Below are 15,678 nucleotides of genomic sequence, written 5' to 3' on the forward strand. Positions count from 1 at the left end.
AATTTAGTCCTTTTCCAATTGAAAGTCCTTACGCCGGAGAACAAAACTATTACTAAGATATTTTTCCCGCACAATCTTATTTTCTGCAAGTTCTTCAGGAGTTCCCTGAAAAAGAATTTTTCCTTCAAACAAAAGGTAAGCACGATCGGTAATGCTTAATGTCTCCTGCACATTATGGTCGGTAATAAGAATACCGATATTTTTGTCTTTCAACTTCCAGACAATCTGCTGGATATCCTCCACCGCAATAGGGTCTACACCGGCAAAAGGTTCATCCAGCATGATAAATTTCGGATCGATAGCCAGACAACGGGCAATCTCCGTACGGCGACGTTCACCACCGGATAATTGATTTCCCTTATTCTTTCGTACTTTTTGCAACCGGAATTCGGCAATCAGGCTTTCCAGCTTTTCCTTCTGGTATTCTTTAGGTTTATTGGTCATCTCGAGCACAGAAGCAATATTGTCTTCCACACTCATCTGCCGAAACACAGAAGCTTCTTGTGCCAAGTAGCCGATACCGGTCTGTGCACGTTTATATACCGGATATTTTGTAATTTCAAGATCATCCAAAAAGATACGGCCTTCATTAGGGGTAATCAGTCCTACAGTCATATAAAATGAAGTAGTCTTACCAGCACCGTTCGGTCCCAGTAAACCTACGATTTCGCCCTGCTTCACATTGATGGATACATGGCTAACCACAGTTCTCTTACCGTACTTCTTCACCAGGTCTTCCGTACGAAGCACCATCTTGCTTTCTTCCATATCTTTGTTATTTTGCGGCAAATGTAGCAAAAATAAGCTGAAAAAACGTACATTTGCAGACAAATATACGAAGTTATGATCAAAGCATTAAGAACCGTCGGAAGATATATGATGCTGATGGGACGTACATTCTCACGACCCGAACGCATGCGGATGTTCTTCCGGCAATATCTCAACGAGATAGAACAGTTAGGAGTGAATTCCATCGGAATCGTACTGCTGATTTCATTTTTCATCGGTGCGGTAATTACCATACAAATCAAACTCAATATCGAAAGCCCTTGGATGCCCCGTTGGACAGTGGGTTACGTAACGCGTGAAATTCTGTTACTGGAATTCTCATCCTCCATCATGTGTTTGATTCTTGCCGGAAAAGTAGGATCCAATATTGCATCGGAATTAGGTACCATGCGCGTTACCCAACAGATCGACGCCCTTGAAATAATGGGAGTCAACTCCGCCAACTATCTGATACTTCCTAAAATAGCTGCTATGGTTACCACCATTCCTATCTTAGTGACATTCAGTATTTTTGCCGGTATCATCGGTGCTTTCGCCACTTGCTGGTTTGGAGGGATTATGACAGCTACCGATCTGGAATACGGTTTGCAATACATGTTCGTGGAATGGTTCGTGTGGTGTGGTATTATCAAATCACTATTTTTCGCCTTTATTATTGCCAGCGTGTCCTCTTTCTTTGGCTATATGGTAGAAGGAGGTTCGATAGAAGTCGGAAAAGCATCTACGGATTCTGTCGTATCCAGTAGTGTATTAATCTTATTTGCCGATCTGGTATTAACTAAACTTTTAATGGGATGATTGAAGTAAAAGGACTCTATAAATCATTCGAAGACAAAGCGGTATTGAAAGACATCAATGCTACTTTTGAGAATGGAAAAACCAATCTGATTATCGGCCAGAGCGGTTCAGGAAAAACGGTACTGATGAAATGCATCGTCGGGCTGCTGATTCCCGAAAAAGGAGAATTGCTATACGACCATCGCAACTTCCTGGCGATGGGTAAAAAAGAGAAGAAAATGCTGCGCAGAGAGATGGGAATGATATTTCAAAGTGCTGCCCTGTTCGACTCCATGTCTGTATTGGACAACGTAATGTTTCCATTGAACATGTTCAGTAACGATACATTACGAGACCGCACCAAACGGGCCATGTTCTGTCTCGACCGTGTGAATCTGACAGAAGCCAAAGATAAGTTTCCGGGAGAGATCAGTGGAGGTATGCAGAAACGAGTAGCGATTGCACGGGCCATCGCACTCAATCCGCAGTACCTGTTTTGTGATGAACCGAACTCCGGACTCGATCCTAAAACTTCGTTAGTGATCGATGATCTTATACACGACATCACGCGAGAATACAACATGACGACAATCATCAATACGCACGACATGAACTCCGTGTTAGGAATCGGAGAAAAGATTATTTATATCTACGAAGGAAGAAAAGAATGGGAAGGTACAAAAGATGATATTTTCACTTCCACTAACAAGTTGTTGAATAACTTTATATTTGCTTCCGACCTGCTCCGTAAAGTAAAAGATGTGGAAATACAAAATTTAGAAGGTTGATCTAATAGATCCTCCCCCTCATCAAAAAGGAACAAAGGGCGCACTCTTTTTATCGAGTACGCCCTTTTATTGTAAAAACCAGTTAATAGAATTGACATATATCATCACGACATATTGACTGTCCTCTTTTTTATTCTTCACGAAACTGTAAGAGAGAGTTATTTCAATTACCGCCTCAAAGGTAGACGAAAAGTTGCACAAAAACATCACCGAAAACCGTGACAGAAGAAAAAATTTCTTTCTACACAACTTTTATCCACCCCAGCGCCATTGCTTTCACCACCATATCAATCGCATTCTTTGCCTCAAATTTTTGAATCAGCCTTTTACGAAATGTTTCAACCGTATTCTCCGTAATCTGCAACCGCGAAGCAATTTCATGCGTGCAAAATCCCTCGGAGACTGCTTGCAAAACTTCAAGCTCACGCTTGGTGGGAATATCCTTAGGGTGTATTTGTGACGAAGCATTACTCAGTTTCTGCCGTATGCCCTCAAATCGCGGACAAGTATATGCTACTCCCCGCAACACACTCTTTACAGCCTTTCCTATTTCAACGGACTCCGAAGCCTTCAGAGTCACAGCATTCACTCCCAGGCGAATAAGCCTGTTGATATACCAAATTTCCTCATGCATTGTATTGATGATTATACGTGCATCCTCATTGATTTCACGAATCATCTCTATCAATTCAAATCCGGACATATCGGGTAAACCGACATCCAAAATATAAATATCATAATCACGCGCTGCAATCAGCCCGACAGCCTCCTTACCCGTTGTCACTGCATCTGCTACAACCACTTCAGGGATTCGTTTTAAAATCTGACAAATCCCTTCCAGGATCAGCGCATGATCATCAACCAACAAAATCTCCGCTTTCTCTACCATAATATGAATTGTCTGTTGCTTAGTCTCTGACAAATATAAATATTATCGTTCAAAAAACGAAGTCCTCGTCCTACTTATTTCACATCATTTCTGACGAATATAGATATTTATAGGTGTTCCGGTCAGATTCCATTTCTCACGCATCTTATTTTCAAGGAAACGTTTGTATGGTTCCTTCACATATTGCGGCAGATTGGCAAAAAAGACAAAAGAAGGCACCTGCGTATTAGGAAGCTGGGTTATATATTTAATTTTTATGTATTTGCCTTTAACCGAAGGGGGGGGATAAGCTTCTATCAACGGAAGCATCTCTTCATTCAAACGTGCAGTAGGAATCTTTGTCGTCCGGTTTTCGTAAACAACACGAGCCTCTTCCAATACTTTCAGGATACGTTGCTTAGTCAATGCGGAAGCAAAGACAATAGGAAAATCCACAAAAGGAGCAAAACGTGAACGGATAGCCTCTTCAAAAGTCTTCATTACCTTTGCCGTTTTATCTTCTACCAAATCCCATTTGTTCACAACTACCACAAGTCCCTTCTGGTTCTTCTGGATCAAAGAAAATATATTCAAATCCTGACTCTCGATACCACGGGTGGCATCCACCATCAAGATACATACGTCTGCATTCTCAATAGAACGAATGGAACGAACCACCGAGTAATACTCCAAATCCTCATTCACTTTATTTTTCTTACGGATACCCGCCGTATCAACCAGATAAAAATCAAAACCGAATTTATTATACCGGGTATAAATAGAGTCACGCGTAGTACCTGCTATTTCAGTCACAATATTCCGCTCTTCACCGATAAAAGCATTAACGATAGACGATTTTCCGGCATTCGGACGTCCGACCACAGCAAAACGGGGAATATCATCATCCAGGATTTCCTCTGATTCTTTCTTGAACTTGCTGACAATCAAGTCCATCAAATCACCCGTACCGCTACCGCTTATGGCAGAAATACAGTATGGATCTCCCAATCCCAAGCTATAAAATTCGGGAGCATTATATCTCAATTCATGATTGTCCGTCTTATTGGCTACCATAATTACGGGACTCTTTGCACGCCGCAAAATAGCAGCAACCTGCATATCCAGATCAGTAACCCCATTCATCACATCCACCACAAACAGAATTACATCGGCTTCGTCTACCGCCATCAATACCTGTTTGCGAATCTCCTCTTCAAAAATGTCATCCGAATTGACTACCCACCCGCCGGTATCAACTACAGAGAACTCACGGCCCAGCCATTCCGACTTGCCGTATTGTCTGTCACGGGTCGTCCCCGCTTCGTCATTTACGATTGCCTGACGAGTTTTAGTCAAGCGATTAAATAAAGTCGACTTTCCCACATTAGGACGTCCAACAATTGCAACTAAATTTCCCATAGTTTACACGTTGTTTTTGCGACTATCACAGTCGTATGAATATATTCTTAATCTAACTGATAACCGAAATTACGTAATTCCTTATCCGAACTACGCCAGTCTTTATCCACTTTCACATAAGTCTCCAAAAAGATCGTCTTCCCAAAGAACCGTTCCAAATCACGACGAGCCTCCGTAGCCACCTTCTTCAGCGCTTTTCCCTGTTTCCCGATAATAATTCCCTTTTGCGAATCACGCTCGACGTAAATTACAGCATGGATATGTATCATCTTCGCCTCTTCTTTGAATTGCTCCACAACCACTTCTACCGAGTAGGGTATCTCCTTATCATAGTACAACAGAATTTTCTCACGAATAATTTCGTTCACGAAGAAACGTGCGGGCTTATCGGTCCATTGATCTTTTTCAAAATAGGGTGGAGAATCCGGAAGCAACTCCTTCACACGTTTCATTACGTAGTCAATATTGAACTTCGAAGCTGCCGAGATAGGAATAATTTCGGCCTGTGGAAGCAACGCTTTCCACTCTTCCACTAACTGAATCAGTTTTTCCTGATCGGTAAGGTCTATCTTGTTAATAAGCAAAAGTACCGGTACGGTCATTTTACGTACTTTCTCAATAAACTCGTTATTTTTGTCAGGAGTCTCTATCACATCCGTTACATAAAGCAGAATATCCGCATCCGTCAGTGCGGATGTAGAAAAGTTCAGCATCGACTCCTGCAACTTATAGTTCGGCTTCAAAACTCCCGGAGTATCGGAAAAAACAATTTGCATATCATCCGTATTATAAATCCCCATAATACGGTGACGAGTGGTCTGTGCTTTAAAAGTCGCTATTGAAACCCGTTCACCTACCAACACATTCATCAATGTCGACTTCCCGACATTCGGATTACCTACTATGTTTACAAAACCTGCTTTATGCATCGCCTTTCATTTATTGATTTAGACAAAAAAACGCATCGAATCGAAATAAGATGCGTTTTATGTGTTATATATCAGTAACGTCTGTTACTATTCCTTCTTTCCGTCATAACCCCACTTTACATAAACAGCTCCCCAGGTAAATCCTGCGCCGAATGCTGTAAAGATCAGGTTATCACCTTTCTTGAGTTTATCTTCGAAATCCCAGATACAAAGCGGTAAAGTACCCGCACTGGTATTACCATATCTGTCGATATTTACCAATACCTTTTCTATTGGAAGTTCCAAACGATGGGCCACCGCATCGATAATACGCATATTAGCCTGATGAGGAACCACCCAGTCGATACTATCTTTATTCAAATTATTACGTTCTGCAATCGCAGCACAGCTATCCGACATGTTAGAAACTGCATATTTGAATACAGTCCTACCTTCCTGATAGATATAATGCATGTGATTATCCACCGTAAAATAAGAAGGAGGACACACCGATCCACCAGCTTTCATATGCAGAAAAGGCAAGCCTTTACCATCGGTTCTCAAAAGAGCATCCATGATACCCACATCTTCAGTAGTAGGCTCTACCATAAAAGCAGCCGCACCATCGCCAAAAATAGGACATGTAGCACGTTCTGTGTAGTCCACCATCGATGACATCTTGTCTGCACCTACAATAATGATTTTCTTGTATCTTCCCGAACGGATAAAATTAGCAGCCGTTTCCAACAAAAACAAGAAGCCGCTACAGGCCGCTTGCAAATCAAAAGCAAATGCATTTTTAAGTCCGAGTTTATCGCAAAGAATAGAAGCTGTGGAAGGGAAGTGATAGTCTGGAGTAGTAGTAGCAACAACAACCAAATCAATGTCGTCAGGATTAGCACCGGTTTTCTTCATTAATTGCCGGCAAGCCTTACGGGCCATATAAGAGGTGCCTAATCCCTCTTCATTCAGGATTCGTCTTTCTCTTACCCCGATACGGGTCATAATCCACTCGTCATTAGTATCTACCATTTTCGATATCTCGTCATTTGTCAAGATATAATCAGGTACATATCCACCGACTCCTGTGATTACTGCATTTATTTTTTCCATCAATTCAATTTTAATTTAGCAATACTTCTAATACTTAAAGCAGCCGGAGAGCAATGCTCTCTGGCTGTCTGATTAAGTATAAGTCTATTCAGACTGTACTACAATTATACAGCTGCTTCTTTTTCGATTGCGAGTTTACCTCTGTAGTATCCGCAAGCTCCACATACAGTGTGATAAACATGCCATTCTCCACAATTCGGGCAAATAGCCAATGTCGGAGCCACAGCTTTATCATGAATTCTTCTCTTCGCTGTTCTTGTTTTTGATTGTCTTCTCTTAGGATGTGCCATTTTTCTTTAAACTTTAATTATTATCTAATATTTTTTTTAATTCATTCCATCGGGGATCTGTTTGTTCCTCGGCTTCTTCTACTACGATATCATCACCGGCCGCTTCAAACGTCTCATCTCCATCTTCGTCAGCATTCGTTCTCAAATGCTTGCTTAGCTTGCTGGTCATTGTCTTATTACATTTTCCAGGAGCATGCACATGCTTCATCGGAATAGACAAAGCTATAAATTCATACATAAACCATGCAACATTGATCTCCCCTTCTTCTTCAGGAATCACAATCAAGTTGTCACCCTCTTCCGCATATTCATGGCCAAACTTGACCATCAGTTTATCAGAAGAACTTACAGGTTGCTCCATTTCATCCAAACAACGATCACAAGGCACCCATACCACTCCATCGGTTTGGAAGCTCAATTCAAAAGCACGAGATGTTCTTTTTACAGTCAACTCTACGTTAACCTTACCTTTCTGAACCTCAGGGCCATCAATATGAGCGAAATACAGATTATCCAGTACAAATTCATATTTCACTGAATCCGACTGCATTCCTTTCAAGTCTATTTTGTATTTATCAAACTTTCCCAAAGCTTCACTTTTTTAATTGTTGCAAAGGTACAAAAAAAGCCTAAATATCCTGTTCTTCATCTTTCATTTTCCCAACAAGAACAAAAAGATGGACAGAATTCGGGCGACAAAGATACAAATAATAATCCTCATAACACACAAATTATCAGTAAATATTCACTTTTTAAGTTCTATTCTAAATACTGTACCTTTATTTAGCTCCGACTGTTTTACAAAAATACGCCCTGAATGATACTCTTCTACAATTCTACGGGCCAATGACAATCCCAGTCCCCAGCCTCTCTTTTTCGTCGTATAACCAGGTGTAAAAATAGTTTGATGTTTACTTTTAATAATTCCTTTCCCCGTATCCTCCACATCGATATACCAACGAGTAGCAGACTCTATGACGGACACTGTTATTTTTCCAACCCCATCCATGGCATCTATCGCATTCTTGCACAAATTCTCTATTACCCACCCGAACAGTGAAGCATTCAAAGGAATAATAATAGCATTTTCAGGCAAATGGGTAATAATCTCTACTTTATTCGAAGTGCGGCGCGCCATATATTCAGTTACTTCTTTTAACAATTTCCCTAAATCTACCTGCTCCATTTCCGGAGCGGAACCGATCTTGGAAAAGCGATTGGCTATCATTTGTAAACGAGCGACATCCTCAGTCATGCAAGGAATCAAATTGTCCGAAGGATATGCACTCTTCAATAATTCCGTCCAAGCCATCAGAGAAGAAATAGGTGTTCCCAACTGATGAGCCGTCTCTTTGGACAGACCGACCCATACCTTATTCTGTTCGGCCTTCTTTGAGCTAAGTAAAGCAAATATAGCTACCAGAACAAAAATAAGCACGACCCCTAACTGTACATAAGGATAAACGGAAAGACGCGTCAGCATCAAAGAATCCTGATAATAGACATCATTATAATCACTTCCGGATGATAAATTAATCCGGATCACACTTCCATTCTGTTTAAAGCGCTCCAACTGTTTATACAGAAAAGCAACCGAATCATTAGAGGCAATCTCTATATTACGATAAGTCTGAATATTCCCTTCAGCATCGGACACAATCACCGGAATCGTATTATTGGCATTCAATACTTTCAAAACCAAATTAAGATCCACATTCTCATCAGCAACACTGAAAGCACGCATTGCTTCTGCCCACACCTCCATCTTAAGTCGCTCTTCCATCGAAAGATCCTTTACCAACCGATGAGAAAAATACAAAGAAGCTACTGCTATAATAACAGCAGAGATAACCAATATAACCTTAATACGGCGAATATCAATAAATTGCATATAAAACTGATTTACTAATATATAACGGTCTGATCGGTGCAATATTATGCGGAAAGGAAAAAGATGGGAGATGGGAGAATGAAAATGGGGAGAATTGAGATGTGAGAATTGAGATGTGAGAAGCAGGCTGCGCTGTCACGCTGCATAGCATTTCTCCCCTCTCCATTCTCACATCTCCCATCCTTCTTCTCTCCCCCCCAATTCCTTCCAATACCCCCCTAAACGCGAAAATCCCCTTGCCCCCGTATTCCGGGTTGCAAGGGGATCCTTCAGAAAAAAAACGGCGACTACCTACTCTCCCACTGTTACGCAGTACCATCGGCGTGACCGGGCTTAACTTCTCTGTTCGGAATGGGAAGAGGTGGAACCCCGGTGCTATAGTCACCTGAATAAGGTAGACATGACGGAAAAAAGTAAATTCAAAAGCCGCAGCAGCAGCAGGCTAAACGTATATATGAAACCATCGTGACAAAAAGAAAGTCAACGGGCAATTAGTAAGGCTCGGCTTTGATATTACTACCTTTACACCTGCCTCCTATCAACGTCATCGTCTCTGACGACCCTGAGAAATCTAATCTTGTGGCTGGCTTCGTACTTAGATGCTTTCAGCACTTATCCAATCCCGACTTAGATACCCGGCAATGCACCTGGCGGCACAACCGGTAAACCAGAGGTCAGTCCAACACGGTCCTCTCGTACTAGTGTCAGAGCCACGCAAATTTCATACGCCCACGATAGATAGAGACCGAACTGTCTCACGACGTTCTGAACCCAGCTCGCGTGCCACTTTAATGGGCGAACAGCCCAACCCTTGGGACCTTCTCCAGCCCCAGGATGTGACGAGCCGACATCGAGGTGCCAAACCCCTCCGTCGATATGAGCTCTTGGGAGGGATCAGCCTGTTATCCCCGGAGTACCTTTTATCCTTTGAGCGATGTCCCTTCCATGCGGAAACACCGGATCACTATGCTCTAGTTTCCTACCTGATCGACTTGTGAGTCTCCCAGTCAAGCGCCCTTATGCCATTACACTCTGCGGACGGTTACCAATCGTCCTGAGGGCACCTTTAGAAGCCTCCGTTACACTTTTGGAGGCGACCACCCCAGTCAAACTACCCACCAAACAGTGTCCTCGTGACAACGAGTTAGAACTCAAATAATCAAAGGGCCGTATTTCAACAGCGACTCCACAGATACTGGCGTACCCGCTTCAAAGTCTCCGGCCTATCCTACACATCAATTACCCAAATTCAATGTTAAGCTATAGTAAAGGTTCACGGGGTCTTTTCGTCCCATCGCGGGTAATCGGCATCTTCACCGATACTACAATTTCACTGAGCTCACGGTTGAGACAGTGTCCAGATCATTACACCATTCGTGCAGGTCGGAACTTACCCGACAAGGAATTTCGCTACCTTAGGACCGTTATAGTTACGGCCGCCGTTTACTGGGGCTTCAATTCAATGCTTCTCTTGCGATGACATCTCCTCTTAACCTTCCAGCACCGGGCAGGTGTCAGGCTGTATACGTGATCTTTCAATTTTGCACAGCCCTGTGTTTTTGTTAAACAGTTGCCTGGACCTATTCTCTGCGCCCTACCTCTCAGCAGGGACCCTTTATCCCGAAGTTACAGGGTCAATTTGCCTAGTTCCTTAACCGTGAATCACTCAAGCGCCTTAGTATATTCAACCCGACTACGTGTGTCCGTTTACGGTACGGGTACCTCAAGGATTAAGTTTAGCGGATTTTCTTGGGAGTATGATTACACGCACTATTGGATTGTTCAGAAGAACGCTCCATACTATCAGGTTCGACTCTTGCGGTGGATTTGCCTGCCGCAATCAACATCTACACCCTTCAACGGACTATTCCGTCAGTCCGCGGCGCTGTCACGACTCCGTCTCCACGTCACTCCTTAAGGTAGTACAGGAATATTAACCTGTTCTGCCATCGGCATCACCGTTCGGCTGAGCCTTAGGACCCGACTAACCCTGATCCGATTAGCGTTGATCAGGAAACCTTAGTCTTTCGGCGAGGGGGTTTCCCACCCCCTTTATCGTTACTTATACCTACATTTGCTTTTCCACACGCTCCAGCAAAGCTCGCGCTTCACCTTCGACGCAGAGTGGAATGCTCCCCTACCGATACTTACGTATCCCATAGCTTCGGTAAAATGCTTGATGCCCGATTATTATCCACGCCAAACTCCTCGACTAGTGAGCTGTTACGCACTCTTTAAATGAATGGCTGCTTCCAAGCCAACATCCTAGCTGTCTTAGCAATCTGACTTCGTTAGTTCAACTTAGCATTTATTTGGGGACCTTAGCTGATGGTCTGGATTCTTCTCCTTTCGGACATGGACCTTAGCACCCATGCCCTCACTCCTGTGATAGGACTAATGCGCATTCGGAGTTTATCAAGACTTGATAGGCGGCGAAGCCCTCGCATCTTATCAGTCGCTCTACCTCACATTAGTAACTCACAAGGCTGCACCTAAATGCATTTCGGGGAGTACGAGCTATCTCCAAGTTTGATTAGCCTTTCACCCCCACCCTCAGGTCATCCGGAAGCTTTTCAACGCTTATCGGTTCGGTCCTCCAGTTAGTGTTACCTAACCTTCAACCTGCCCAAGGGTAGATCACTTGGTTTCGCGTCTACTCCTACTGACTATACGCCCTGTTCAGACTCGCTTTCGCTTCGGATACACATCTCAAGATGCTTAACCTTGCCAGTAAAAGTAACTCGTAGGTTCATTATGCAAAAGGCACGCCGTCACTGTTTAAAACAGCTCCGACCGCTTGTAGGCGCACGGTTTCAGGGACTATTTCACTCTTCTATTCGAAGTGCTTTTCACCTTTCCTTCACAGTACTGGTTCGCTATCGGTCTCTCGGGAGTATTTAGCCTTACCGGATGGTCCCGGCTGGTTCACGCAGAATTCCTCGTGCTCCGCGCTACTCAGGATACCACTACGCTTCGTCTGACTTCATGTACCGGGCTATCACCGTCTACGGCTCCTCTTTCCAGAGGATTCCATTCGTCAGATGTCTTGCGACATCGTGGTCCTACAACCCCATGGATGCCGTGACATCCATGGTTTGGGCTAATCCCCGTTCGCTCGCCACTACTAGGGGAATCATTGTTTATTTTCTTTTCCTGCAGGTACTAAGATGTTTCAGTTCCCTGCGTTAGCCTCTATCATTGGATAGATAACCGGTCTTCAACCGGTTGGGTTGTCCCATTCGGAAATCCGCGGATCAAAGGTTATTTGCACCTACCCGCAGCTTATCGCAGCTTATCACGTCCTTCATCGCCTCCGAGAGCCAAGGCATCCGCCATGCGCCCTTTCTTACTTTCTTCATATCACCGGATCGATTTGAAATCAATAATTAAGAATTTAAAAATCAATAATCAGGAATCCAAAATCGAAACACTACGGTTTGATATATACTTTTAGCTCTTTACTAAAATTTACTTTTTGTACATCATGTCAAAGATCGTTTGCCCTAAACTGTCAGTCGTCCTTTGACAACCGGCAATCCGAAGCGGAGTGGAGAATAACGGATTCGAACCGTTGACCCTCTGCGTGCAAGGCAGATGCTCTAGCCAGCTGAGCTAATCCCCCTTCGTACAAGTTGAAAGTTGGAAGTTGAGAGTTGAAAACTTAGTTTCAAACCCGCAATCCACCAGGCGTCGACTTGCGGAAGTAGTCCCAGGCAGAGTTGAACTGCCGACCTCTACATTATCAGTGTAGCGCTCTAACCAACTGAGCTATAGGACTAGTTCAACCTCGCCATGCGGCTCGGCTTCTTCTTTCTCTTGTTTATCTCTATCTATAATATAATATAGACGGTCGATCTATATGCTATAAATAAACAAGTACCAGTAGTACATTCAGAACCGGAAATGGACGCCCTTTACGGCATCGCTCCAGAAAGGAGGTGTTCCAGCCGCACCTTCCGGTACGGCTACCTTGTTACGACTTAGCCCCAGTCACCAGTTTTACCCTAGGACGCTCCTTGCGGTTACGTACTTCAGGTACCCCCGGCTCCCATGGCTTGACGGGCGGTGTGTACAAGGCCCGGGAACGTATTCACCGCGCCGTGGCTGATGCGCGATTACTAGCGAATCCAGCTTCACGAAGTCGGGTTGCAGACTTCGATCCGAACTGAGAGGGGCTTTAGGGATTGGCATCACATCGCTGTGTAGCGGCCTTCTGTACCCCCCATTGTAACACGTGTGTAGCCCCGGACGTAAGGGCCGTGCTGATTTGACGTCATCCCCACCTTCCTCACATCTTACGACGGCAGTCTCTCCAGAGTCCTCAGCATGACCTGTTAGTAACTGAAGATAAGGGTTGCGCTCGTTATGGCACTTAAGCCGACACCTCACGGCACGAGCTGACGACAACCATGCAGCACCTTCACAAATGCCTTGCGGCTATGCCGTTTCCGGCATATTCATTTGCAATTTAAGCCCGGGTAAGGTTCCTCGCGTATCATCGAATTAAACCACATGTTCCTCCGCTTGTGCGGGCCCCCGTCAATTCCTTTGAGTTTCACCGTTGCCGGCGTACTCCCCAGGTGGAATACTTAATGCTTTCGCTTGGCCGCTTACTGTATATCGCAAACAGCGAGTATTCATCGTTTACTGTGTGGACTACCAGGGTATCTAATCCTGTTTGATACCCACACTTTCGAGCATCAGTGTCAGTTGCAGTCCAGTGAGCTGCCTTCGCAATCGGAGTTCTTCGTGATATCTAAGCATTTCACCGCTACACCACGAATTCCGCCCACCTCTACTGTACTCAAGACACGCAGTTTCAACTGCAATTTTACGGTTGAGCCGCAAACTTTCACAACTGACTTACATGTCCACCTACGCTCCCTTTAAACCCAATAAATCCGGATAACGCTCGGATCCTCCGTATTACCGCGGCTGCTGGCACGGAGTTAGCCGATCCTTATTCATATGGTACATACAAAATGCCACACGTGGCACCCTTTATTCCCATATAAAAGAAGTTTACAACCCATAGGGCGGTCATCCTTCACGCTACTTGGCTGGTTCAGGCTCTCGCCCATTGACCAATATTCCTCACTGCTGCCTCCCGTAGGAGTTTGGACCGTGTCTCAGTTCCAATGTGGGGGACCTTCCTCTCAGAACCCCTATCCATCGAAGGTTTGGTGGGCCGTTACCCCGCCAACTGCCTAATGGAACGCATCCCCATCCTCTACCGAAATTCTTTAATAACAAAACCAGGAGGTCATGTTATACCATCGGGTATTAATCTTTCTTTCGAAAGGCTATCCCCGAGTAAAGGGCAGGTTGGATACGTGTTACTCACCCGTGCGCCGGTCGCCAGCGGTGTATTGCTACACCCTGATGCCCCTCGACTTGCATGTGTTAAGCCTGTAGCTAGCGTTCATCCTGAGCCAGGATCAAACTCTTCATTGTAAAAGTATTGTGACTGCACGAATCAATCATTAATGAATCAACAATTAAAACGCGGCAGTATATTGCTCTGTTCAGGATACCGTAAATCTATTGACGTCATTCTAAATACCTATATTAATAAGCATTGACGGTTCTAAATTTTTAATCTGTCATAACTTAATAAGACAGAATCGTACTACTTGTATTGTTTATCAATATTTCAAAGAACTATTTTTTGAATGCTTTTCTTTTCGGAAAGCGGATGCAAAGATAGAAACTTTCAGGCATTACTTCCAAATGTTTTCGGAAGTTTTTTTTTATTTTTCTTTTTTCCGGTCACTTCAGAAGCGAAAGGAAAAAGAAAAAACTGGAAGTTTCCATACTGCCAATCACCCTCACCATGTCAATCATTCAGCCTTGCTTCTCTTGCAAAGCGGGTGCAAAAGTAGGGCATTTTACAATACGAACAAAATATATGATACTTTTTTTTTCAAAAAAAATGAAACGTTTTTTGTAACAGGCTGATTTTGAAATATGTGAAAGAAGAGAAAAAGGAAAGAAAGGGGAAAAAGAAAGAAAGACGGGAAAAGAATGACACCTTATTATATATATAAGCAGAAAGTATTGAAAAAGGGAAAGGGGAAAATAGAAAGAGAAGAAGAAAAAAAAGGGAAAGAAGAGAAAAGGGGAAAAGAAAAGAAGAAAAGAAAAGGCGAGGTTATCAAAAAAACAAGGAAGATATTATTAAGGAAGAAGAAAAAGGAAAATGGATAAAACGCTGATTATTAAAGAAATAGCAAAAGACCGATGCAGGGCAGACAAAAGTATAGAGTTATAAAAGAATAAAGTATAGACTATTACCAGATTAAAGTATAGACTTTGATTGGATAAAAGAGTACACTATTAAAATCAAGGGGAAAGACAGGTAAAAGGGAAGGTTAAAAAAACAAAGACGCTAAGAAGGAAAGAAAGAAAACTGAAAATTAGGTATGGGAAAAAGAGAGAGCTAAAGAGAAAAACATATCAGAAGGAAAGAAAGACAGGAAGATACTTAGAGTATGTTTAAGTTTGCCTCTTAAAAGTTTTATCAGCTTCTTTTGGACAATATTTAAACTGGCTCTTAATATATAAGAGAAAGAAATTTGATGGAAAGGAAACAATAGGGATACAAAGCCGAAAGGCTTGATGCTAAAACATTTATTATTACATAAAATAAAGAGAGAAAGGAATATCAAAAAAAGAAGATGTCACACATTAGAAACACAAGAAGAAAGACTCTACGAAAAAGCATCAGAACCTCGTAGAGAAATCTATAGAATCTCGTAGAGAAACGAACCGATTCTCTACGAGGAAAAAGGGCAAAATACAGCATGTTGATATTCAGCAAATTAAGAAAGGAAAC

General features: G+C 43.1%; 11 protein-coding genes, 2 tRNA genes and 3 rRNA genes. 3 read left to right on the forward strand and 13 right to left on the reverse strand.

Annotated features, from left to right (window positions below; genetic code table 11):
- Positions 1–3: 3 nt before the first annotated feature.
- Complete coding sequence (gene lptB, locus RB604_RS01470) at positions 4–768, reverse strand: LPS export ABC transporter ATP-binding protein (RefSeq protein WP_005934281.1); 765 nt, start codon at positions 766–768, stop codon at positions 4–6.
- A gap of 75 nt (positions 769–843) precedes the next feature.
- On the opposite strand from lptB, the gene RB604_RS01475 reads away from it, so the two are divergent.
- Together RB604_RS01475 and RB604_RS01480 are read left to right on the forward strand one after the other, a co-directional pair.
- Entirely contained in the window at positions 844–1,587 is a 744-nt protein-coding gene (locus RB604_RS01475; RefSeq protein WP_005934283.1) for an MlaE family ABC transporter permease, read from the forward strand.
- Positions 1,584–2,354 carry an ABC transporter ATP-binding protein gene (locus RB604_RS01480; RefSeq protein ID WP_005934285.1) on the forward strand — a complete coding sequence of 257 codons (771 nt, stop codon included), beginning with the start codon at positions 1,584–1,586 and terminating at the stop codon, positions 2,352–2,354. The genes RB604_RS01475 and RB604_RS01480 overlap by 4 nt, the downstream gene beginning before the upstream one ends.
- 241 nt (positions 2,355–2,595) lie before the next feature.
- On the opposite strand, the gene RB604_RS01485 is transcribed toward RB604_RS01480, so the two are convergent.
- The 12 genes from RB604_RS01485 to RB604_RS01540 form a co-directional block, all read right to left on the reverse strand.
- The gene (locus tag RB604_RS01485; protein ID WP_005934287.1) at positions 2,596–3,243 is read right to left on the reverse strand and encodes a response regulator; all 648 of its coding nucleotides are present in this window, start codon (positions 3,241–3,243) and stop codon (positions 2,596–2,598) included.
- Positions 3,244–3,327: 84 nt separating this feature from the next.
- Complete coding sequence (gene der / locus RB604_RS01490) at positions 3,328–4,641, reverse strand: ribosome biogenesis GTPase Der (RefSeq protein ID WP_055295370.1); 1,314 nt, start codon at positions 4,639–4,641, stop codon at positions 3,328–3,330.
- A gap of 47 nt (positions 4,642–4,688) precedes the next feature.
- Positions 4,689–5,570 (reverse strand): GTPase Era, encoded by an 882-nt coding sequence (gene era, locus RB604_RS01495; protein WP_021935518.1) that lies wholly within the window; start codon positions 5,568–5,570, stop codon positions 4,689–4,691.
- Positions 5,571–5,657: 87 nt separating this feature from the next.
- A complete protein-coding gene (locus RB604_RS01500) occupies positions 5,658–6,662 on the reverse strand; it encodes a beta-ketoacyl-ACP synthase III (RefSeq protein ID WP_005934295.1) in 1,005 nt (334 codons plus the stop codon).
- A gap of 104 nt (positions 6,663–6,766) precedes the next feature.
- Positions 6,767–6,952, reverse strand: coding sequence for a 50S ribosomal protein L32 (gene rpmF / locus RB604_RS01505; RefSeq protein WP_082430626.1), 186 nt, complete (start codon positions 6,950–6,952; stop codon positions 6,767–6,769).
- 13 nt (positions 6,953–6,965) lie between these two features.
- Positions 6,966–7,541 (reverse strand): YceD family protein, encoded by a 576-nt coding sequence (locus RB604_RS01510; protein ID WP_055295372.1) that lies wholly within the window; start codon positions 7,539–7,541, stop codon positions 6,966–6,968.
- Between the two features lie 156 nt (positions 7,542–7,697).
- On the reverse strand, positions 7,698–8,843 hold the full coding sequence (locus RB604_RS01515; protein ID WP_005934301.1) for a sensor histidine kinase: 1,146 nt from the start codon (positions 8,841–8,843) through the stop codon (positions 7,698–7,700).
- 278 nt (positions 8,844–9,121) lie between these two features.
- Positions 9,122–9,232: ribosomal RNA gene (gene rrf / locus RB604_RS01520) — 5S ribosomal RNA — on the reverse strand.
- A gap of 82 nt (positions 9,233–9,314) precedes the next feature.
- Positions 9,315–12,199, reverse strand: a 23S ribosomal RNA gene (locus tag RB604_RS01525).
- Positions 12,200–12,391: 192 nt separating this feature from the next.
- A tRNA-Ala gene (locus RB604_RS01530) sits at positions 12,392–12,465 on the reverse strand.
- An 82-nt stretch (positions 12,466–12,547) separates the two neighbouring features.
- Positions 12,548–12,621: transfer RNA gene (locus RB604_RS01535), tRNA-Ile, on the reverse strand.
- Positions 12,622–12,774: 153 nt separating this feature from the next.
- Positions 12,775–14,297: ribosomal RNA gene (locus RB604_RS01540) — 16S ribosomal RNA — on the reverse strand.
- The 16S, 23S and 5S rRNA genes sit together here with 2 tRNA genes alongside, the layout of an rRNA operon.
- 570 nt (positions 14,298–14,867) lie before the next feature.
- Between RB604_RS01540 and RB604_RS01545 the strand changes: the two genes are divergently transcribed.
- Positions 14,868–15,050, forward strand: coding sequence for a hypothetical protein (locus tag RB604_RS01545; RefSeq protein ID WP_055295734.1), 183 nt, complete (start codon positions 14,868–14,870; stop codon positions 15,048–15,050).
- The last annotated feature ends 628 nt before the right edge of the window (positions 15,051–15,678 follow it).

The organism is Bacteroides salyersiae, from assembly GCF_031172035.1.
Taxonomy (GTDB): domain Bacteria; phylum Bacteroidota; class Bacteroidia; order Bacteroidales; family Bacteroidaceae; genus Bacteroides; species Bacteroides salyersiae.